This is a genomic window from Ruegeria sp. CDSB113, assembly GCF_059611045.1.
The window spans coordinates 178,605-199,025 of the sequence record NZ_JBXWOU010000003.1 but is presented as its reverse complement, the minus strand read 5'-3'; the positions used below and the strand labels follow the sequence as shown (position 1 = coordinate 199,025).

The following is a 20,421-nucleotide window of genomic DNA, read 5'->3' as shown; positions in this document are numbered from 1 at the left end:
ATGGCGCGCAACGACCATCTTTTGTCAGTTGGCAATGAGGCACTGACGCCCATGACGTCAGCGATGAACTCGCTGACCGCACAGATTGATCAATTGACAGAGGTGGCGGATGCACGTTCGTCCGCACGTCTTGCCACGCTCAAGACGCGGATGGAGAATTTCTCGGCCAGCGTTACGATGGTCGGACAGGTCAAGGCTGGTAAGTCCTCGATTGTGAACATCCTGGCCGGGCGCCCTGCCCTGCTGCCATCGGATGTAAACCCGTGGACATCGGTGGTGACCACGCTGAACATCAACACCCGCACAGAAGGCGACAAACGCGCCAAGTTTACCTTCTTTGAACAAGAAGAATGGGACAACCTGATGGTCGGCGGCGGCCGTCTGGGTGAACTGGCAAACCGCGCCGGTGCCGATGATGAGATGGATGACATTCGCCGCCAGATCGGCGAGATGAAGGCTAAATCCGAATCCAGATTGGGCCAGCATTTCGACCTGATTCTGGGGCAGAGCCATCAATATGATTACTTCGACGAAGAGCTGATCCAGCGTTATGTCTGTCTGGGTGACGAAGATGATCCGGACATCAACCCCAAGACCGGGCGGTTCGCCGATGTGACGAAGTCGGCAGAACTGTATATGGACATTCCGCAATACCCGATTGCGCTCAAACTGTGCGACACGCCGGGTGTCAACGATACCTTTATGGTCCGCGAACAGATCACCCTGCGCAGCTTGCGCGGATCTGAGGTCTGCGTTGTTGTTCTGGCTGCCAGCCAGGCGCTTACAACCATGGACATGGCGCTGATGCGGATTATCGCGCAGTTCGAAAACCGGCAGATCATCCTGTTTGTGAACCGAATTGACGAATTGGCCGATCCGGTCAATCAGGTCCCCGAAATCCGTGACCGTATTCAGGACACGCTCAAGCAGAACAATATCGATGCCAATACCAGCGTTGTCTTTGGCAGCGCCTTGTGGGCCGAGGCCGCGTTGACGGGCAACCCCGAGATTCTGTCCGATGAATCCCGCGAGGCGTTGAACACGTTCTATCTGGCTGCCGGTTTTGGTGATCAGGCACCCTCACTCGACAAAATCTGGGCGCTATCCGGCCTGCCCGATTTGCTGTTGGCGATGAACGAACGCATCGCCGAAGGCGCAGGCACCCGTTTGCTGGATCGCGTTCGCCACCGTGCCCGCAACATAGCCAGCCAAATCCGCGCCACGGCCGTTGCCAAGACCCTTTCGGGCGGCGAAGGTCTTGTGCGTGATCTGGATGGTGTATCGCCAGAGGAAGCTATTGCCACACTTTCGGATCAATACGAAAAGAAAGTAGCTGAACTGACCGCATCTTTGCGTGCGAAGGTGTTGGAGAGACTGAATTCGGCAGAAACCAACTTTGTCAAACGCGCGACGGATTCGCTGATCGCCCACCTTGAGCGGAACGGCGAACAAGGCACGTGGCAGTATGACCCGGCGGGTCTGCGGACCTTGCAAAAGGCAGCGTATTTCAGCTTTGCGCGGTCGATGCGCAAAGAAGCAGGTGCGCTGTACAACACGGCGGCCGCAGATATTGAGACGCTGTATCAGAAGATACTGGGCAACCACCTGGGTGAGTTCAGTATCGAAGCACCCATTGTTCCGCGTGTCCCACCCCCACTCGGAATTGGACGAACAATCGCATTGGACTTGCAAAGCACCTGGTGGCGTCGCTGGTGGCAGCGCCGCAAAGGGTTCGAAGCCTATGCAGCCGACTATACGCGCCTGATCGCGTCCGAGGCGAATTCGATCACCAAGGACATCGAGGAAAATCAGGTTGCAGCCGTGTTGGAAAACGTTCGCGCGATCCTGTCGGATTTCATGCGCGAGCAGAAAGAGACGTTGCTTAGCATTTCGGCTTCGGCCGAGAGTGACCCAAGCCGCAACGCAGCTCTGATGGCAGGACTGGCACCACAGAAATCGCGTGACGATATTCTGGGCGACATCCTGAAAGATCTTAGTAACGAGGCAGCATAAGTAGCGATATGGCAAAAGACTCACAAACCCGTTTCGTCTCGCCCAAGGCATGGGAACGCATTGAGCAGTGGTCCCGCCGCAAGCCGATCTTTGCGCTTATGGGAGAGTTCAGCGCTGGCAAATCGACGCTGATCAACTTTCTGCTTCGGTCGCACACGCTGCCGACTCAGGTGACTGCCACGCAGTTGCCGCCCGTCTGGTTCAGCTGGGGCAAGCAATCTGCATATGTACAACGCCATGACGGCAAACGCGAAAACATCGAGCTAGATGCGTTGGAATCCGTCGGCGTCAATGACGCTCAATTCGTTCGTATTTTCCTTGAATCCGACATTCTCGAGGCGGTCGATCTGATAGACACGCCCGGCATTTCGGACCCCAAGATTTCAACCGATGTCTGGCGTCGCGCCGTGGGTCAAGCCAATGGGGTGCTGTGGTGCACACACGCCACCCAGGCCTGGCGCGAGACCGAACGGGCGACATGGGTCGCGCTGCCGGAACGGTTGCAACACAACTCGCTGTTGTTGGTCACCCGCGCGGATACACTGGGCACGAAGGACCGTCAGAAGGTGTTGCGCCGTGTAAACCGCGAGGCCGGGCATCTGTTCAATCGATCGATTTTGTTCTCGGCCCGCGATGCTATTACCGCGCGCGACAAGAGTGGCGACGCCGAAATGTGGGGACGCAGTGGCGGCGGCAAGATGGTGGACAGCTTTCTTGAGATCACCGAACAGATCATGGACAACCGAGCAGACATGCTGGCGCGTTACCAGATCGACAACAGCCTTGCCCATATGCCCAGTGTGCAACCTATCCGCCCACGCAAACACGGCGAGAGCGCAGAGCAGCCTGCCCCGCTAAAGCTGGTCAATCCTGTTCAGGACGAAAATCTGCAGGACGAAGTCGTTACGAGCTTTCCGGTTCGTCCTGCCCGGGTCGAGGCACGCTCAGGCGACACTGAACGCGCACCCCGCATTGACGCGGATGAGGCCGAACGATTGCGGGCTGAAATGACCGCTATCCCGGAAGAGACCACGCCCGAAACCGATCAAGACGAATTGCGCTCTTTTTTCCGGGAAACGCCCAGTCAGCCTCTGAATCTGGCCGATGTTGCCGAGATCCCTTCGGAAGAAAACGCGTTTCTTGAACTGGATGACGAGGATTTCGACGAAGAAGAAACCTTGGAACTGGAAGCCGAGGGTGAAGGCGAGGCAAATCAGCCTGACACCGCCTCCGATGGTAAGGATCACCTGTTGGCGTCAATCGAGGATAAGCTGGCTGACGAAGCTGAAGATGCTGTATCCGAAAACCCCGATGCAGACGCACAACGCGCTGACACATCTGTGTCGTCAATCGTTGCATTGCTCGCCGAGCAACCGGCTGGTGCGGCGGATGAATTCGAACTAGAACCCGAAACTAACGGCCTGATCGAAACACAGGTCGTGCCTATGTCAAACGGAACGTCCGAGACCGGGCCCGAGTCTGAAACCCTTGAGAAATTGCTGAGTGCGGACGCCGGATCAACACTCAGCGCATCGGCGATGTGGCGCGAGATCACCGCTGGTGAGGATCTTCCCGAAGACTCGGAAGGCCTGAAAAAGGTTTTTGTGGCCTTCCTGGAAGAGTTCGACAAGATCGCCGCTGAACACGGCGCCCGCGACACAAAAAAAGACGTTTCAACGCTTCCGAAAGCTGGGAACAAGGGCGGGGCTGAATGGCATGTTTTATAACGTGAAACCAAGGTAGAAGGACGGGAAGCCCGATGTCTATCGAAGCCGCACTGAAATCTGCGATGGAAACGATACCCGACTGCGTCGCAGCCGGGTATGTCGACATGGAAACAGGGATGTTATTGGGGACCAGTGTCCGCGATCAAGAAGACGCCGAAGTGCTGGACAGTCTTGCGCTTGCAGTGGCGAACTTGTTTCAGGGTGGTGGTGTGAGTGCTTTTGAAGCCTTGCTGCGGCAATCGGGTAATGCTGATGCGGAAAATCCGGGATTTGGGGAAATCGCGGTGTTTTCAAAGGATCGGTTGAACATTTTCTTGCGGACGCAGGCCTATCCGGATCATGTGGTCTGCTACATCTGTCGCAACAGCGCGAATGTAGGGTTGGCACTGACAAAATCGCATCTCAGTCTGGGGCCCGTCGCGGCCGCAGTGTAGACGGGACCAGAGGGGGTCACGGCATGATGGATACAAACATACTCGATTTGCTCGAGGACATTGGGCGATCATCGGTTGCGCGGCTGGAACCAGCCGTCGCGCTTGCTGGTGACACTGCGCTTGAGCGTCGCGAAAAGGTATTGCAATCCATCCGTGGCACTGTTTTGCCGCGCCGGTTGGAGTTTACGGCTGCCAATGGGGATTGTCTCGCGATTGAGGTCAACAGCTCTCGGGTTACTGATGTCTTTCGTGTCCGGTCCGGCGTTGCGCCTGATTTTGAAACCGAAGAACGCGATACGCTGGCGGGTCAATTGGCGCAGCTGGTAACCGATATTGCCGTCGCGCCTGCACCGCTCAGCCTGATATCACTGCGGCCGGACGCCACGCTGGAAGCGGACGATGTTGGAATCACTTTTAGCGAAATCGCTAGTGCTTGCACGATGATCGAAATGCCCGCTGAACCCGTCATAGCGGTCGTTCCAGACACTGCCGAACCCGCAAATGATGTGGAACCAGCAGACGCAACCAGCGATTTGGCCAACCAGTTCTATCTCGGCAGCCAGCGTTTGGCTGTTGGTCGCATCCAGGTCAAAGCTGAAGGCGGGGAAATGGTTCAGTCTGACGGCGATTGTAGTGAAGATCAGCCATTCCATGCAGATCAAACTTTGCTGGCGCAGTTTGCACGTGACCTGTCGGGCTGGGATGATGACGCGGCCGCCGCGCTGGATCATCCGCAACTGATCGTCATGCGTCCGTCCGGCGGTAAAGGTTCTGGTTTGGCCGTCCTGAATGACGGCAAGGAATTCTCCATAGTAGTTCACGAGGCGCGCAAGCTAGGTGCCATTGTGAATCTGTGGACATCTCTGACGGAGCGTTCCGAATGATAGCGCCCGTAATATTCAATTTTTCGACTAATTCAATCTGTGATTGCAAGTACCCAGGGTAACAGTATGAGTGAAAATAACCGTCGTGAGTTAATTCGAATCGCCGAAGACATGAACGGGGTCAGCAACGACGAGACCCGCCAGTTTATTTCGCGCATTGTAGGCGATCTATCAAATCTGAAACCGTCAATTGCATTTGTCGGGCAAATCAAGGCTGGCAAGTCCCGCCTTATCAACGGGTTTACGGGGCAGGCCGAATACCTGCCCTCGGATGTTAATCCGTGGACGACCGTGATCACCGACATGCATTTCGGTCACCCCTCGGGTCGGACCCAAGGGGCCGAATTCCATTTCTTCGATAACCGTCAGTGGCAGGCGCTGATCGCCGAGGGCGAAGAGCTGCGCAACATGTTCCCCGATGACGAGGACAGCTATAAGCGCGAGATGATCGAAGAGCAGGTCGACGCGATGAAAACCCGCGCCCAACTGCGACTGGGCGACAGCTATGAGCAGTTGCTGGGTCAGCATCACGATCTGGAGCATCTGAACTCGGACGATCTGGCCCGTTATGTTTGTGCGGGTGACGATCCGACCGACAGCGAAGAATACGACCCCGGTTCGGATCGAGGACTATACAGTGACATCACGCGCAAGGCCGAGGTCTACTTTGACATTGGCCATTTTCCGTTTCCGCTGACGGTCACGGATACGCCCGGCGTCAACGACCCGCTGTTGATCCGAGAAGAAATCTCGCGCCAATACCTCAAGGAATCCGATTTCTTTGTTGTTGTATTGTCCGCGCATCAGGCTTTGTCGCGGGCGGATCTGAAGCTGTTCCGCCTGATGCAGGCGCTGGAACTGGGGCAAATCGTCGTCTTCATCAACCGCGTCGACGAATTGGGCGGTGGCGCCGAGGATGCCGGAAAAGTCCGGGCGGACGTTTTGGATGGTCTGGAAAATGCCCTGGGCAACTCGGACATCGATGTTCTTATGGGCAGCGCCCAGTGGGCCCATTATGCCTTGACCGGTGACGATACCGGCGTGAACCACGATCACGTTCTGGCTTGGCTGCGCGCCCATCCCGAGCAGATGAGGCAATATCTGGACGGTGTGGAAGAGATCAAACAGGGTCCCGGCCCAATCAGCCGTGAGGGCGTTTTGCGCTTTGCCGCAATGATCGCCTCTGGTCTGCCCGATCTGCGCCGCCATGTTACGCACGCCTTGACCCAAGGGCCCCGTGACGAACAGCTCAAGATGGCCTGGCAGCACCTTAACAGTTTTGCGCAAGGTGAACTGGAACGGTCCAAGGCCCATCTGCGCGTAATTGACGACGAAAACTCCGCCGACATGACCGACGGCGACGAAAACGACAAAACATTGGCCGAGCTGCGCGCGCTGGTTTCGCAAAAAACCACACAGATTATTGACGATATGGATGATGTGTTGGCCAATCTTCGCGGCGTCATGGATGACACTGTATCCGAAGCCGTTTCCGCCGTTGTCCGCGGACCGAATGGCGATTCCCCCTTGTTGGCCAAGGGCGGAGACACCGAATTGAACTTTTCGCCGCTGCGGGATCGCATGCGCGAACTGGTTCAAGGTGCAACACAAGTGGTGCGGCAGAGAATGCTGAGCGAACTTTATGCCGTCGACATGAACAGCAATGCGGCGCTTCGCGCCCTGCCCGGCTGGCAAGACCCGACCGACAGTCGGATGAACACCAGCGCGGTTCGGTGGTTCCGCCCGGATACCACCGCACTGACGCGGGGCATTACCGTAGAATTGCGCGTAAGCTGGCTGTCCCGTCTGATTTCGCGTAAAAGTGTGGTCGCTCGGGCCGAGCGGATGATCGTTCAGGAATTCGAAATGATCGGGGACGATCTGGTAGACACGGCCCGGTCCGATCTGCTTGAGCGTCTTAACACCGTTCTTGACCATTATCTGGCATTGTTGGCCGGACATCTTGAACAACGGGTCGGAACCGGCCAAACCAATGTGCGTGCAGAAGCACAGGCAGCATTTGATCAGGCGCAACGTGTTGCCGATGATCTGGATGCGGTATTCGGCGGCAATAGCGCCGACAAGAAATTAGCAGAGGCTGCGGAATGATTGAATTTCCCGGAACCGAACAGGAAGTACGCAAGCTTGAACGCTTCCTGACCGCCACCGAAAACCTGCCGTCAGAGGCAGGTCTGGACAAGATGCGCGAGCGCGCCTTGTTTCATGCCGAACGGCTTTCGAATGCGGTCAATATCGGTTTTGCCGGGGAATTTGGGGCCGGGAAATCCAGCCTCGCAAACATGCTGGCCGGGGCGGACATTCTGCCGACGGGTCCGCAGCATCTGAAACTGCCATTAGTTATCGTGGCATACGCGGATGCACCGGAAACCACGGTTGGCTGGTGGGACAAAGAGCCCAAAGTTTATTCCGGCATTGCGCTGGAAAAAGCCGCGGCTGATAGTCCTGATTTTATTTCAGTCGGGTTGAATACCCCTGCCCTGCAAGAGATCTCATTGTTCGATCTGCCGGGAACCGGCGCACTGGATGACACCTACAAGTCCACTCTGGAACTGTTGTCCTATGTCGATTGTGCCATCTGGTGCACGAATGGAACCAATGCCTGGCGTGAGACTGAGCGCCACCTGTGGGCACAAGTTCCGCAAGAGTTGCGCTCGAACAGCTTGCTGGCCGTAACCCACGCGGACCTCCCCCCGGTTCGGGATGCTCTGGACCGTGTTCTGCACCGGTTGGAAAAAGAAAAGGGTAAATTCTTTCGGTCTGTCGTGCCGATCGGCACACCGGTCGCCGTCAAGGCCATGGCGCAAGAACCCGAGCCTGATTTTGATCTGTGGGAGACCTGTGGCGGCCAGAACCTGGCCGAACAGGTCCTGCAAGTCGCATCCGAACGGCGTTTGAAGGATTTGGAAGCTGCCCGAAATGACATCGAGCAAGAGTTTCTTCCGTTTCTCTCCACCCTGAACATCGCAGAAGCTGAACCAACGCAGGTCGAAGCGCCCTCGATTCACGCCACGTTGGAATCCGCCCTTCCCCCGCTTGAAAACCCGATCCTTGAAGACTGGCTGGCGGCAATTGCCAGCATCTATGACGACTTGCGCGAGACATCGGATATCGAACCGGCCGCATTCCTGAACAGCTGTCAGGAAATCGTCGAAGATTTTGCAGAGCGTCTGGAGCAAGGGGGCGAAATTGCCACCGAAGCTGACTGGATTCCCGGTGAGTTTGAAAAGGCCACTGATCTTCTTTTGCTGCTGCAATTCGAAAGCGGTGACGCGCCACTGAACGACGCGATAAGCATCCTCGCCCAGCTCAGCGACAACCTCGCCTGGGCCGGCAGCCGCGTCGATTCCGTTCAGGCAAAAACCGGAACCTGACGCCTACCCGTTTTAATTGAGCCGCAATGCAGCGATTCGAAGCCCTCAGAATCGCGCGTTTATTGTTTCGGATTTAGTGACCAATCCGCAAAAAACAGGCACTCAGTCCGCAAGTTTTGCCGCCATAGAATCACCATTTAGATTTCTGTGTGGACAAGGGTACCATATATGGATTTTCTTTGCGCTGGGTTCTTAGTGAAGCCATCAGGCGGCCCCAATAAAGTCAAATTTGAAACGTCTAACGTACATGAGTGTCCTGCGGTTGTGTTTGGTTGTGAGTTCGCGGGCTGAAAGCCCAGTTAAGTAAGCCGCAAAACGATTAGAACGGGCGGAAAGAAATGAGCCACAACCAGGCCGTCGGCGCGACGCACGACGAACCGAAAATTGAAGGTCTTCAACCAGGCGCCAAGCTGTTGCGCGGGCAGTACGAGATCCTGCGTTTTATCAGCAATGGCGGATTTGGGATCACCTATCTTGCGCGGGACAGTCTGGAACGCGAAGTTGTGATCAAAGAGTGCTATCCCGGTGCCCTTTGCCGTCGTAACGGCGATATGGTTGAACCGGTCGAGCCGGACTACAAGGACGATCTGCGCGCAATCATCGACTTGTTTATCCTCGAAGCACGCAATCACGCTCGCTTGGTACACCCCAATATCGTCGACGTTCATCAGGTGTTCGAAGACAACGAGACCGCTTACATTGCGATGGATTTTATCCGTGGCTGCGATCTGCTGGACTATGTTGAAGACTCCAAAAACAAAGCTGGTCCGGACTTTATCGTTCAGGTCACCGAAAAAATGCTGTCGGCGGTGTCTTTCATCCACCAAAGCGGCATGCTGCACCGCGATATTTCGCCTGACAACATCCTGATCGACGAAAACGGCGATCCGGTGCTGATCGACTTTGGCGCCGCGCGCGAACAGGCAGCGCACCAGTCCGCTGCGCTGATGACCCTGCGGGTTATCAAGGATGGGTATTCGCCACATGAGTTTTATGTGCGTGGCGCGGAACAAGGGCCAAGCAGTGACCTCTATGTTCTTGCGGCGACCCTGTATCACTCCATCAGCGGCGAACGCCCCATCGACGGTCAGACCCGCCTGAACGCGTTCAACAGTGGTCAGACGGACCCCTACACACCGCTGGCCGGGCGTTTCGAAGGCTACGCCGACGGATTCCTGGAAGCCATTGACAAGGCGATGGAAGTTCACGCAACGGATCGCCTGCAGACCGCATTAGATTGGCTGCGCATGTTCCGCGGCCCCAGTGTGATGTTCGACAGCTTTGACTATCGGCCGGTGTCGGTGATCGTGGCGATGGACCAGAAAGACGAAGAAGAAGAGAAAGCCAGGATCAAGGCTGAAAGCGAAAACGCCGAAGCCGTAGTCACCGCATTGCTTGCCGGAAACACAGACATTGCACTGGGCAATGAAGACAAGAACGACGACGGGCTCGCCACGTTCACATCGAAGGATGAAGTTCCGGTCGCTGTGGATACCGTGGTCAAAAGCGGATCCAGTGGTGCAGGCAAAATTGTAGCGGGTGTGGCCGTGGTCGCCGCTTTGGCGGCAGGCGGGTTCTTCCTGATGTCTGGTGAGGAAACTCCGGCCGAAGACACTGCATCGACGCAAGCGCCCGTAGCGACAGAAACCGTGGAAGAAACCGCCACAGTCGAAACATCCGAGCAGGAACCGGTCGAGCAAGTGACCGCAACCGAAGTGGAGCAGGCACCAGAACCAACAGAGCCCACGCAGGCCGAGGTCGCATCCACTCCAGAGCCTGTCGAGCAGGCGCAAGAAGACCCGGTTGCCACGGAGCAGGAAGAAGCTGCGGCGACGGAAACGGCTGAAGTCGCGACCGTCGAGCCGACGCCGCTTGTTCCGGCGGAACCGGTAAACCTCGCAGAACAACAGATTGCATTCTCTCACTGGGATGTAGACATCCCGTTTCAGACATCACGCCGCCGGGCTTCGACAGGCAACGTGATTGCGATAACCGGCGTTGACCAGGATTTAGACACGTCAATTGTAGGTGAATGGGTCAAGCGTGGTGCCACGATCTTTACTCTGAACGGCAAGCCGGTGCAGGCAGATTCGACTTTTGCTGCACAAGTGCTGAACGATCTGAAAGTGGACCCGGATGGCTACATCCGTGTTTCTGCCCGGTATCGCACATTAGGTGAAACCCGCCCTCAGAACGGATTGTTGGCATTGCCCGCGATGCGCGTGCTGGGTCTGGAAAACGGATACGTATTTACAATTCAGAACACAGGCGGCGCAGGGTGGAAAGCAGTTCTAACCGCAGTTCCGCCTGAGACTGCGGGCAGCTTGCAAAAGGGAGATGTCTTGGTCTCAGAGGCAAATTCCGGAACGAAGATTGAGGAATCAGAAAGCCTGGATGCTTTGTTGGCCAAACTCGTTTCCGAAAACCAGCCGCAGGCCCGTTTCAGCGTTTTGCGCAGTGGCGTCGAGACGGATGCTGACATGCCATTAGCGCAGGAGTGATCTGACCGGTTCGTATGTGATCTGCCAGTATGTATTTGCTGAGGGTAGCGCCAAATTCGGCACCCCTGACGGGAACCGGCCCGTCGCGGAAATAGAAAGTGACCTTGTTGTCACAATTATCCATGCCGTTGTGCAACCGCGCACAGAGGTAAGAAGCAGCCCCATAGGACAGTTGTCCTGTGCCAAGAAAAAAGGTGTCGACACCATGTTCAAATACAAAAGCCCTCTTAGCCGGCTTCTCGAAGGTGCCGGCAAACCGAAAGAGAATGAAGCCGAAGAAGCGGTAGCGCCAGAGGCGGAAAAGGCCGAGCCCATCGCCGATTTCAACGCCCTGCGCGAAGCACTGGCAGGCGGCAATATGTCCTCGGACAGCTACGAAGAAACCGATGAGTTGGTACCCGAAGAGAAAATGCCGGAATTCTCTGAGGAAGACGTAGCAGATACAACAGAGGTTGAGGATGATGTCGTCGTCGCTGAAGTTATCGCAGAAGTTCAGGACGTGGCAGGTGAAGTACCCGCGCCCGAAGCTGAGACCGTGTTGACGCTGCACTCGGCAGTTGAGGAAGAGATCGAAGCGGTCACTGAAGTGATTGTCGAGCACGAGGTACTTGAAGTCGAGGCCCCCGAACCGGAACAGATCATCGAGGTTGTCGCTGACGAACCCTCCGCAGAACCGGTGGCAGAAGCACCGGTCGCCGAAGAACCACTGGTTGAGGTTGCACCGGTTCCGCAGCCCACGGCTGCCGAAGATCGTCGTGGTCGCGTCAAGACAACCTTCCTGGGTTTCGAACGCGCCGACACACATGTGCAGGACCTTATTGAGACGGCAGAACCTGCAGCCAAAACAGACAATGCCGAACAGTCTTTCCCGGTTGGTTGGCTGGTCATCACTGGTGGTCCGGGCCGGGGTGCGAGCGTAACGCTGACCGAGGGCTTGATGCAGATTGGCCGCAACGACGATCAGGCCATTCAGCTCGACTTTGGAGACACTGGTATTTCCCGCAGCAACCATGCGGTGATTGCTTATGACCCCGAGGACCGCAAATGTTATCTGGGACACGGCGGCAAGGCCAACCTGGTGCGTCTGAACGGCAAGCCGGTTCTTAGCACCGTCCCACTGTCCAGCGGGGATCTGATCCGCATCAGCGAAACATCAGTCCGCTTTGCCGCCTTCTGTGACGATGGCTTTGACTGGCGGGATTCCTGATAGATGCTGGCGACACCGGCATATGACATTGCGCTGATCCTGGACAAGGGCCAGCGTGACACGCAGGAGGACGCGGTTGCTTCGCGCATGTTCGATGCGGCGAATGCAAGCTATGTCGTCGTCGCTGACGGCATGGGCGGGCATGCGGCAGGTGAAGTCGCCTCTGACCTTGTGATCCAGGCCTGGCGTGACGCGTTAGATGCCGAGCTTGAAGGTACAACAACACCCGAGTCCGCCTTGATAGACGCGTTGCCCCTGGCGGCAATGCAGGCCAATGCCTCCATCGCCGGCTATTCCCAGGAACAAGGCGCTGGATTCAACATGGGCTCAACCATGTTGGGAACTTTGTTGCTGGGCCAGCGGTTGTTCTGGATTTCGATCGGCGACAGCCCCCTTTACTTGTTCCGGGACGGAGAGCTGTCGCAGATCAACGAAGATCACTCGATGGCTCCTATGATTGATGCGCAGTTGGCCGAAGGCACTTTGACCGAGGCCGAAGCGCTGGCGCATCCTGACCGCAACCAACTGACTTCGGTCATCATGGGTGCGGCAATTCCAAAGGTCGATTGCCCGGAAACCCCGCTGGACCTGACACCTTCGGATGTTTTGGTTCTGGGAAGTGATGGCCTGCAATATCTCAGCAACGCTGAAATTCAGTCCATTCTTCAATCCAATGCCAGCGGGCTTGCACAAGACATCGCCGGGGCGCTGCAAGCCGCGCTGAACGCTAAGGGCGACCCGGATCAGGACAACATCTCAATCGGTGTTGTCAAACTTACAAAAAACTAAACAAGGCAAAGCAACAGGACCCATGAGAAACCATCTTATCATATCAAGCCTGGCACTTGCTGCCGCTGCGGGTACCGCCTCGGCGCAACAGGCATGCTCAACCTACGAAATTCAACGGGGCGACAGCCTGCGCGAGTTATCCATCGAAGTTTATTCGACCGAAGACTTTCGTATCATTTACGATGCAAACCGGGACGTGATCGGAAACAATCCGAACATCATTCGGGTAGGCGACCTTCTGACCATGCCTTGTTTGGAAGAGATCGGGCGCGCACCGGCCGCGCCGCAGACCGAGGCCGAAGCCATGGCCGCCGAAATGGCAGCCGAGCTGGTCAAGGCAGCCGAGAATCGCGCGGCGAAAGCCATCGCAGAGGCGGAAGCCCGCGTTGCCGAAGCCGAAGCTGAAGCCAAAAAGGCAAGCGAAGATGCAGTGATTGCTGCAAAATCGGCTGCCAAGGATGAGATCGAATCCGCGCGGGCAGAAGCCGCAGCGCTGATCCGCAATGCAGACGCCGGCGAACGCCCCGAAATCCGCGACCGTCAGTTGTTGCTTATCACTGGCGGTAACTATGCGCCTTTCACCGACGAGGCCCTGCCCAATCGCGGGCTCTACACCTACCTTGTCGAAACAGCGATGCTGCGCGCCGCGCCCGAACAGTCCTATAAGATCCAGTTCGTCAACGACTGGTCGTCGCATCTGGACCTTTTGATGCCGACACTTGCTTTCGATGCCACCTTCCCCTGGTCGCGTCCAAACTGCGAAGAGGCTGAGGCGCTTTCTGAAAAAGACCGCGCGCGGTGCGATACATACAACTTCTCTAACCCGTTCTATGAAGTTGTGGACACGTTCTTTGCCCGCGAAGGCTCGGGCTATGAGCAAACTCTGACCTATGCGGACTTTGCCGGGACAACTATCTGTCGCCCCGAAGGTTGGTCGCTGTCGCACATGGACGCGGTCGGACTGTACGCACCGGCGATCTCGCTAATGCGCCCGGTTTCACCCGATGAGTGCTTTCATGCGCTTATGAACGGGACAGCCGATATCGTTGCGATCGAAGCTCATCTGGCCTTCGAAGCAATTGGACGACTGGGGTACGAACACCGCATTGTAGAAAACCCCAATCTGGCGGCGATCAAGTCGCTTAACGTCATGACCCATAAAGATAATCCGGATGGGGAAGCGATCCTTGAGACGCTCAATCAAGGTTTGGACATCATGCAGCAATCCGGAGAGTGGCGAGACATCGTTTCAACCGCTCTGCGTCATCAAATGGAAAATGGCTAAGGCCCCATGTGGCCTAACTAGAAGAAAAGTCTGGAGGAAGTGGACATGTTTGAATTGAACCTGAAGAAAGTTGCACTGTCGGCCACCGCCGTTACCGCTCTGAGCGCCGGCGCCGCCGCTGCGCAAGAAGCTTGTACCAATTATACAGTTGCGGACGGCGACACGATGGCGACCATTGCGATCGCAGCATACGGTACGTCGAACTATCAGCCGATCTTTAACGCAAACCGCAACATCATCACCAACCCAAACGCTCTTGAGCCAGGTCTGGTTCTGGCCTTGCCCTGTGAGGATGGTAGCCTGCCAAACGGTCAGTCCGCGCAGGAACTGATCGCAGCAGAAGAGCAACGCGCGGCAAGCGTCAAGCGATCAAATGTCTATGCCCCCCCAATCAAAATGGTGGCGGGTAACGGTTGGGAACCCTTCACGAGTGAAGCGCTGGGTGGCGGCGGTATTATGACCCGTCTGGCAACAACCAGTCTTCAGCGTGCTGGCAACAGCCGCGATTACTCCGTCAGCTTTGTCGACGACTGGAGCTCGCATCTGGACACTTTGTTGCCGCTGGGCGCGTTCGATATTTCAATCGCCTGGACCGTCCCGGATTGTACGAACCGCACATACGAATGGTCGTCCGAAACTGAAGCGCGGTGTACGCAATTCGTGGCTTCTGTCCCTGTATACGACATCGTAGGTGGTTTCTTCACTCTGCCGGAAAGCGACTATGCAAGCGCGACAAAGTTCGAAGACTTTGAAGGTTCAACCATTTGCCGCATGTCAGGTTGGAGCATGGTGGTCCTGGAAGAAGTCGGACTGAACCGCGAAAATACCAATGTGGTCCAACCTAACTCTGCTCGCGAATGCCTTGATGCCGTTCTGACCGGCACAGCGGATGTCGCCGCGTTTGAAGTCGATCTGTTCGCTTCGACCATGAACGACATGGGATTGACTTCGACAGATCTGGTCGAAAACCCCTATGTGTCGACCTTGTCCTCGATGAGCTTTCTTGCACACCGCACCAACCCGTTCGCACGTGAGTACATTGCGATGATGAACAAGGGCCTGAACGAAATGCGTCAGTCCGGCGAGTGGTACGCGATTATCTCGGACACCCTTCGCGAACAAAACGAAAAGCTGAACGCAGCATCTAACTGATCATTCGACTTTTCGCGCGAATTGGGCCGGTCATTTGACCGGCCCTTTTTCGTTTTAAACAGCTGGTTTAGCTATAGGTTGAACCCAAAATTCCCAAAAGTACGGGAATCCCCTAATTTCCAAAACTCATGGATTAGTTAACGTGAAATCAACTACACCGGTGAGGCTTCGGCCTGACCACTCACTCAAAAAAGGGCCGACTTTGGGGGTCGGCCCTTTTTTCTATTGATCTCACCAATCTGAAAACACCCACGCCGCAAAGCGTGGGTACTGTTTATCAGCCGATGATCGCGTTCAGTGTCGCGCTGGGGCGCATTACCGCTGCGGTCTTGGCAGGATCGGTGTGGTAGTATCCACCGAGATCCGCGGCAGCACCCTGAGCGGTCGCCAGCTCAGACAGGATCTGACCTTCGTTATCCGCCAGCTCTTTTGCGATCGGCGCGAATTCTGCTGCCAATTCAGTATCATCCGATTGCGCGGCCAGAGCCTCAGCCCAATAGCGTGCGAACCAATAGTGGCTGTCGCGGTTGTCCGGTTGTCCAACTTTACGGCTGGGCGATTTATTGTTGTCCAGAATGCCTTGCGTGGCCGCTTCGGCCGCAGCACCCAGAACACCCGCTTTGGCGTTGCCCTTGTTGTCGGCCAGGAAGTTGAGAGATTCACCCAAAGCACAGAACTCACCCATCGAGTCCCAGCGCAGGTGGTTTTCCTCAACCAATTGCTGCACGTGTTTCGGAGCGGACCCACCCGCGCCGGTTTCGAACAGACCACCGCCATTCATCAGTTTCACAATCGACAGCATCTTGGCCGACGTGCCCAGTTCCAGGATCGGGAACAGGTCAGTCAGGTAGTCACGCAATACGTTGCCCGTGATAGCGATGCTGTCCATACCTGCCGTAATGGTTTCCAACGACTGGCGGGTCGCCTCGCGCGGAGCCATGATCAGGAACTTGTCGGCCACACCAGCCGCCTCAAGTGCCGGTTTGACGTATTTGATCAGTTCCGCATCGTGGGCGCGGTTTGCGTCCAACCAGAAGATGGACTCGGACCCGGTCAAACGCTGACGGTCCATGGCCAACTGGATCCAGTTTTCGATCGGAGCTTTCTTCACAGTGCAGGCGCGCCAGATGTCGCCCTTTTCAACGTCATGCGAATGCAGCGTCTCGCCATTGGCCAGAACGATACGGATGGCACCGTCGGCCGGCGCTTGGAACGTTGTTGGGTGCGAACCGTATTCTTCCGCTTTTTGCGCCATCAGGCCGACGTTGGCGACAGCACCGACAGTTGCAGGGTTCAGTGCGCCATTGGCTTTGAAAAAGTTGATGCTCTCATCATAAACCGATGCATAGCAGCGGTCGGGGATAACACAGTTGGTGTCGCCCTTGGCACCGGCCTCGTTCCAGCCTTTTCCGCCTGCCCGGATTACGGCAGGCATCGAGGCATCGATGATCACGTCTGACGGCACGTGCAGGTTGGTTATGCCTTTGTCACTGTCGACCATATACATGGCCGGACGGTCGGCTTTGATCGCGTCGATGGCGGCCATGATGTCGGCATTGCCCTGAACACGTTCCAGCAAATCGCCCAGACCAGAATTAGGGTTCACACCCAAAGCGTCCAGTTCAGCGCCGAACTTTTCGAATACCGGGGCCAGCCAGGCTTTGACCGCAAAGCCAAAGATGATCGGGTCCGAGACCTTCATCATCGTGGCTTTCATGTGCAACGAGAACATGGTGCCGTCTTTCTTGGTGTCCTCAATCGCATCTGCCAGGAAGGATGACAGCGCCTTGACCGACATGAAAGTGGCGTCTGCAACTGTGCCCTCGGCCAGTGGCCAGGCGTCCTTCAGGACAGTGATGCTGCCGTCTTTGCCGACGAATTCGATCTTGACATCACCGGCCTGAGCGGCGGTAATGGTGGCGGACTTCTCGTTGGCATAGAAATCATTGCCAGACATCGACGACACTTTGGTTTTGCTGTCCGACGCCCATTCCCCCATCGAATGCGGGTTCTTCTGAGCATAGTTCTTCACCGCACGCGCCGCGCGACGATCCGAGTTACCTTCGCGCAGTACCGGGTTCACAGCCGAGCCTTTGATAGCGTCGTAACGCGCTCGGATCGCCTTTTCTTCATCGGTCGACGGCTCTTCGGGGTAGTTCGGGATGTCGTAGCCCTGTGACTGCAGCTCTTCGACGGCAGCCACCAGTTGCGGGACCGATGCCGAGATGTTTGGCAGTTTGATCACGTTGGCGTCCGGCGTTTTCACCAGCTCGCCCAATGCGGCCAAATCGTCGGTGATGCGCTGTGCATCAGTCAGTTTTTCTGGAAAGGTCGAGAGAATACGACCGGCCAGCGAAATATCCTTGGTGCCAACACTGACACCCGCGGCGCTAGCAAACTTGCGAATGATGGGCAGGAACGAGGCGCTGGCCAGTTCGGGCGCTTCGTCTACAATGGTATACAATATGTCGAAGTTTGAGTTATCTGCCATATTCTTTTACCTTTTTTAAGCCTTTCGGGGCGTGCGATCCTAGAGTGTGCCACAAACGGGTAGCGAAGGATGGGCGTGTAAATCCTACCGCCCAACGGTGACTCTGTATTGACAGAGCCTCCCTTAAATCAGGTTGGGGTTGGGATCAATCGTCTAGACGCGGTGCATATTGCCACGGGTTAGGAAAACTTGGTGAGATTGGTTGGGTTTCGTGGGAAAAACACCAGACCATCAAGTCACAATCATTCGCCTTTCGTCGGTTTTGGAGGCCCGTAACTGTGATGAAATGCCTCTTCGTCGACCAATCCAACATAATCGGAAATCGCTTGGGTGATATGATCGGATGATCCGGCGTAAGCTTGCTGCGAAACTGACACGCCTTTTGCGCAGAAAATGTCCAACAGTGCTTTTCGACCTGCCGACCCGGTTCCTTGTAGAACTGCTTTGTATTCCATTTCCGCCAAATCCATTTGACCAAGGATTGCATAGAAATTGCCACCATAAAGCTGTTCTTTGGCGTTTCTCCATACATACCATTCGGCGGCACTATAGAACCACCTATTGAAGTACTTTCTCTTTGCATAATCTTCTGCGCGCACGCGAGCCGCGAAATTCTCCACGTACTCTTCACCTTTGTTTGTGTCACCAATTTTAAAGTGCACAAGAGCATGCAAAAAGTGCTCGCTCCCTAAACCTGTTTCAAGTCGAGCGAGCGCTGCGGATGCCTCCAAAGCGCTTTCATGGTCACCTGTGAATTTCAGATCGTAGATTAAACGAGACAAATGCACCCATGATTGATTGGTCCAGCGCTGTTCAGCTTGTGTCAGAAACTGTTCGACCGCGTCATGTCCATTTACGTCGTAGTGAGTATTGATCAGAACAGTTCCCGCATCCCCGTAGCTCGGATCGAGTTCCAGAATCTTCTCCAAACCCTGAATGGCGGCTAGATAGTTTCCCTGGCCCCTGTCGAACTGAGCCTTGTGAAACAATGCGTCAGTGCTGCTTGGGGCAAGCAACAGAGCTTTTTCGTAAGCTGAGCCTGCAGATTGAACGGCCCGCCTCGTGATAGGCAATAGCGCGCCACAATGTCGACTGTGGGTCGTCCTGAGCGAGAGCCAAAGCGCTGGTGTAGTCCGAAATTGCCTCTTCGTACTGATTGCCGCTGTAGTACGCCCAACCACGAGATCTCAGCAGTGTGTTCCGGTTTTCTGGGGTAACACCCTCGCCATTCATCAAAGTTGTGCAGGCCGCGACCACATGTGACATGCCGCCTTTGTTGCCAAGGCATGACTGAGCCAGCTGTGTGTAATTTGGTCTGGATTTTGACGGTGAATTGAAGGACAGCAACAACGTGGCGATCACAATAGCCAGGGCGGCAAGACGAATGTGCATTACACCTCCAATCTGTTCAAAGCACTCACCTTAAGGTGGCAATCCAGAACCTATACTCAAGGAAACGCGTCGCCAAATTTCTGTAAATGATACGGAAAAGACACAAGCGCAATCGCAGAGATTGATCAAACGCCCCAAGTGTCACTCAACCGATACCCACCCGGCCAAGGGTCGTCTGGATCAAGCATGTGCTGATGGGTTCCGGTGGTCCAGCCGCGCCCGCTGATTTCTGGGATGATAGCGGGCTGGGCGCCAACCTGCGTTTCCCGAACAATCCGCCCGATAAAGCGCGAGCCGATGATCGAAACAGCTTCGAAGGTTTGCCCGACCGTCATCTGCCCTTTGGCCGCCATTAGCGCCATACGCGCAGATACCGCTGTGCCAGTGGGCGAGCGATCCACCTTTCCGGGCTGAATGGCAACGGCAGATTTACCGCGCCAACCAGTCGGGGTCTTTTCAAGCCGGCCACAAAAAGCGCAAAAGGAAATGTGGGTCCAATCCGGGTTCTCGGGGTGCGAGAACCCTAATTGGGCATTGGCGGCATTCGTAATTGTAACGCCGGTCCGGGCGATTTCACGGGCTTCGTCTTGGGTTATGTCGAACCCCAGCTCAGCGGCATCTACAACTACGAAACTGTCGCCTCCAAAAGCCGTATCAACAGTCAGCGTGCCCAAACCCGGAACCTCTAACGGGACAGAGAGCTTACCCGCAAAACTAGGGAGGTTCTGCACGTGGATCCGTTCTGCCTTGCCATCCCGGCATTCAGCGCGCACGCGGACCAGACCTCCGGGCGCTTCAAGCGTCAGAGTGGTCTCGGGTTCGTGCATCGGGATGATCCCACTATCCAGCAATACCGTGGCAACACAGATCGAGTTTGAACCAGACATAGGTGGAGTGTCCTCGGGCTCCATGATGATAAAGGCGGCGTCGGCATCCGGGTGTTTGGGCGGAACCAGAAGATTGACGTGCCGAAACACACCGCCTCGCGGTTCGTTCAGTACGAAATTTCTTAACGTTTGATTGTTGGCGATATGCGTCCGTTGTTCCCAGATCGTGTCACCCGGCGGCGGTGTGACGCCGCCCACGATGACGTCGCCGACCTCGCCTTCGGCATGGGCCGACACGACATGAATGGTCTTGATACTGCGCATATC

Annotated in this window: 15 protein-coding genes; 11 read left to right on the top strand and 4 right to left on the bottom strand. The window is 55.9% G+C overall.

Going from position 1 to position 20,421, the window contains the following annotated elements; genetic code table 11:
* The 11 genes from AC2FIS_RS07735 to AC2FIS_RS07685 all read left to right on the top strand — a co-directional run bounded on the left by AC2FIS_RS07735 (window position 1) and on the right by AC2FIS_RS07685 (window position 15,384).
* The gene (locus tag AC2FIS_RS07735) at window positions 1–2,013 is read left to right on the top strand and encodes a dynamin family protein (RefSeq protein WP_496772703.1); all 2,013 of its coding nucleotides are present in this window, start codon (window positions 1–3) and stop codon (window positions 2,011–2,013) included.
* 8 nt (window positions 2,014–2,021) lie between these two features.
* Window positions 2,022–3,740 carry a dynamin family protein gene (locus AC2FIS_RS07730; RefSeq protein ID WP_496772701.1) on the top strand — a complete coding sequence of 573 codons (1,719 nt, stop codon included), beginning with the start codon at window positions 2,022–2,024 and terminating at the stop codon, window positions 3,738–3,740.
* A 32-nt stretch (window positions 3,741–3,772) separates the two neighbouring features.
* On the top strand, window positions 3,773–4,174 hold the full coding sequence (locus AC2FIS_RS07725; RefSeq protein ID WP_496772699.1) for a hypothetical protein: 402 nt from the start codon (window positions 3,773–3,775) through the stop codon (window positions 4,172–4,174).
* A 23-nt stretch (window positions 4,175–4,197) separates the two neighbouring features.
* Entirely contained in the window at window positions 4,198–5,058 is an 861-nt protein-coding gene (locus AC2FIS_RS07720; protein ID WP_496772697.1) for a hypothetical protein, read from the top strand.
* A gap of 66 nt (window positions 5,059–5,124) precedes the next feature.
* Complete coding sequence (locus AC2FIS_RS07715) at window positions 5,125–7,167, top strand: dynamin family protein (protein WP_496772695.1); 2,043 nt, start codon at window positions 5,125–5,127, stop codon at window positions 7,165–7,167.
* Window positions 7,164–8,450: a dynamin family protein gene (locus AC2FIS_RS07710; RefSeq protein WP_496772693.1), complete on the top strand. Its 1,287-nt coding sequence runs from the start codon at window positions 7,164–7,166 to the stop codon at window positions 8,448–8,450. The genes AC2FIS_RS07715 and AC2FIS_RS07710 overlap by 4 nt, the downstream gene beginning before the upstream one ends.
* Window positions 8,451–8,788: 338 nt before the next feature.
* Complete coding sequence (locus tag AC2FIS_RS07705) at window positions 8,789–10,951, top strand: serine/threonine protein kinase (RefSeq protein WP_496772691.1); 2,163 nt, start codon at window positions 8,789–8,791, stop codon at window positions 10,949–10,951.
* A gap of 205 nt (window positions 10,952–11,156) precedes the next feature.
* Window positions 11,157–12,158, top strand: coding sequence for an FHA domain-containing protein (locus tag AC2FIS_RS07700; protein ID WP_496772689.1), 1,002 nt, complete (start codon window positions 11,157–11,159; stop codon window positions 12,156–12,158).
* Between the two features lie 3 nt (window positions 12,159–12,161).
* Window positions 12,162–12,947 carry a PP2C family protein-serine/threonine phosphatase gene (locus tag AC2FIS_RS07695; protein WP_496772687.1) on the top strand — a complete coding sequence of 262 codons (786 nt, stop codon included), beginning with the start codon at window positions 12,162–12,164 and terminating at the stop codon, window positions 12,945–12,947.
* A 22-nt stretch (window positions 12,948–12,969) separates the two neighbouring features.
* Window positions 12,970–14,232 (top strand): type 2 periplasmic-binding domain-containing protein, encoded by a 1,263-nt coding sequence (locus AC2FIS_RS07690; RefSeq protein WP_496772685.1) that lies wholly within the window; start codon window positions 12,970–12,972, stop codon window positions 14,230–14,232.
* 45 nt (window positions 14,233–14,277) lie between these two features.
* A complete protein-coding gene (locus AC2FIS_RS07685; protein WP_496772684.1) occupies window positions 14,278–15,384 on the top strand; it encodes a peptidoglycan-binding protein LysM in 1,107 nt (368 codons plus the stop codon).
* 277 nt (window positions 15,385–15,661) lie between these two features.
* On the opposite strand, the gene AC2FIS_RS07680 is transcribed toward AC2FIS_RS07685, so the two are convergent.
* The 4 genes from AC2FIS_RS07680 to AC2FIS_RS07665 all read right to left on the bottom strand — a co-directional run bounded on the left by AC2FIS_RS07680 (window position 15,662) and on the right by AC2FIS_RS07665 (window position 20,418).
* Window positions 15,662–17,875 carry an NADP-dependent isocitrate dehydrogenase gene (locus tag AC2FIS_RS07680; RefSeq protein WP_496772683.1) on the bottom strand — a complete coding sequence of 738 codons (2,214 nt, stop codon included), beginning with the start codon at window positions 17,873–17,875 and terminating at the stop codon, window positions 15,662–15,664.
* 242 nt (window positions 17,876–18,117) lie between these two features.
* Window positions 18,118–18,891, bottom strand: a complete 774-nt coding sequence (locus AC2FIS_RS07675; RefSeq protein ID WP_496772682.1) for a tetratricopeptide repeat protein — start codon at window positions 18,889–18,891, stop codon at window positions 18,118–18,120.
* The gene (locus AC2FIS_RS07670; protein WP_496772681.1) at window positions 18,869–19,267 is read right to left on the bottom strand and encodes a tetratricopeptide repeat protein; all 399 of its coding nucleotides are present in this window, start codon (window positions 19,265–19,267) and stop codon (window positions 18,869–18,871) included. The genes AC2FIS_RS07675 and AC2FIS_RS07670 overlap by 23 nt, the downstream gene beginning before the upstream one ends.
* Window positions 19,268–19,392: 125 nt before the next feature.
* A complete protein-coding gene (locus AC2FIS_RS07665) occupies window positions 19,393–20,418 on the bottom strand; it encodes a trans-3-hydroxy-L-proline dehydratase (protein ID WP_496772680.1) in 1,026 nt (341 codons plus the stop codon).
* Window positions 20,419–20,421: the final 3 nt, after the last annotated feature.

Coding starts and splice junctions, on each gene's coding strand:
- AC2FIS_RS07735 (WP_496772703.1), top strand. CDS start 1: ATGGCGCGCAACGACCATCTTTTGTCAGTTGGCAATGAGGCACTGACG.
- AC2FIS_RS07730 (WP_496772701.1), top strand. CDS start 2,022: ATGGCAAAAGACTCACAAACCCGTTTCGTCTCGCCCAAGGCATGGGAA.
- AC2FIS_RS07725 (WP_496772699.1), top strand. CDS start 3,773: ATGTCTATCGAAGCCGCACTGAAATCTGCGATGGAAACGATACCCGAC.
- AC2FIS_RS07720 (WP_496772697.1), top strand. CDS start 4,198: ATGATGGATACAAACATACTCGATTTGCTCGAGGACATTGGGCGATCA.
- AC2FIS_RS07715 (WP_496772695.1), top strand. CDS start 5,125: ATGAGTGAAAATAACCGTCGTGAGTTAATTCGAATCGCCGAAGACATG.
- AC2FIS_RS07710 (WP_496772693.1), top strand. CDS start 7,164: ATGATTGAATTTCCCGGAACCGAACAGGAAGTACGCAAGCTTGAACGC.
- AC2FIS_RS07705 (WP_496772691.1), top strand. CDS start 8,789: ATGAGCCACAACCAGGCCGTCGGCGCGACGCACGACGAACCGAAAATT.
- AC2FIS_RS07700 (WP_496772689.1), top strand. CDS start 11,157: ATGTTCAAATACAAAAGCCCTCTTAGCCGGCTTCTCGAAGGTGCCGGC.
- AC2FIS_RS07695 (WP_496772687.1), top strand. CDS start 12,162: ATGCTGGCGACACCGGCATATGACATTGCGCTGATCCTGGACAAGGGC.
- AC2FIS_RS07690 (WP_496772685.1), top strand. CDS start 12,970: ATGAGAAACCATCTTATCATATCAAGCCTGGCACTTGCTGCCGCTGCG.
- AC2FIS_RS07685 (WP_496772684.1), top strand. CDS start 14,278: ATGTTTGAATTGAACCTGAAGAAAGTTGCACTGTCGGCCACCGCCGTT.
- AC2FIS_RS07680 (WP_496772683.1), bottom strand. CDS start 17,875: ATGGCAGATAACTCAAACTTCGACATATTGTATACCATTGTAGACGAA.
- AC2FIS_RS07670 (WP_496772681.1), bottom strand. CDS start 19,267: ATGCACATTCGTCTTGCCGCCCTGGCTATTGTGATCGCCACGTTGTTG.
- AC2FIS_RS07665 (WP_496772680.1), bottom strand. CDS start 20,418: ATGCGCAGTATCAAGACCATTCATGTCGTGTCGGCCCATGCCGAAGGC.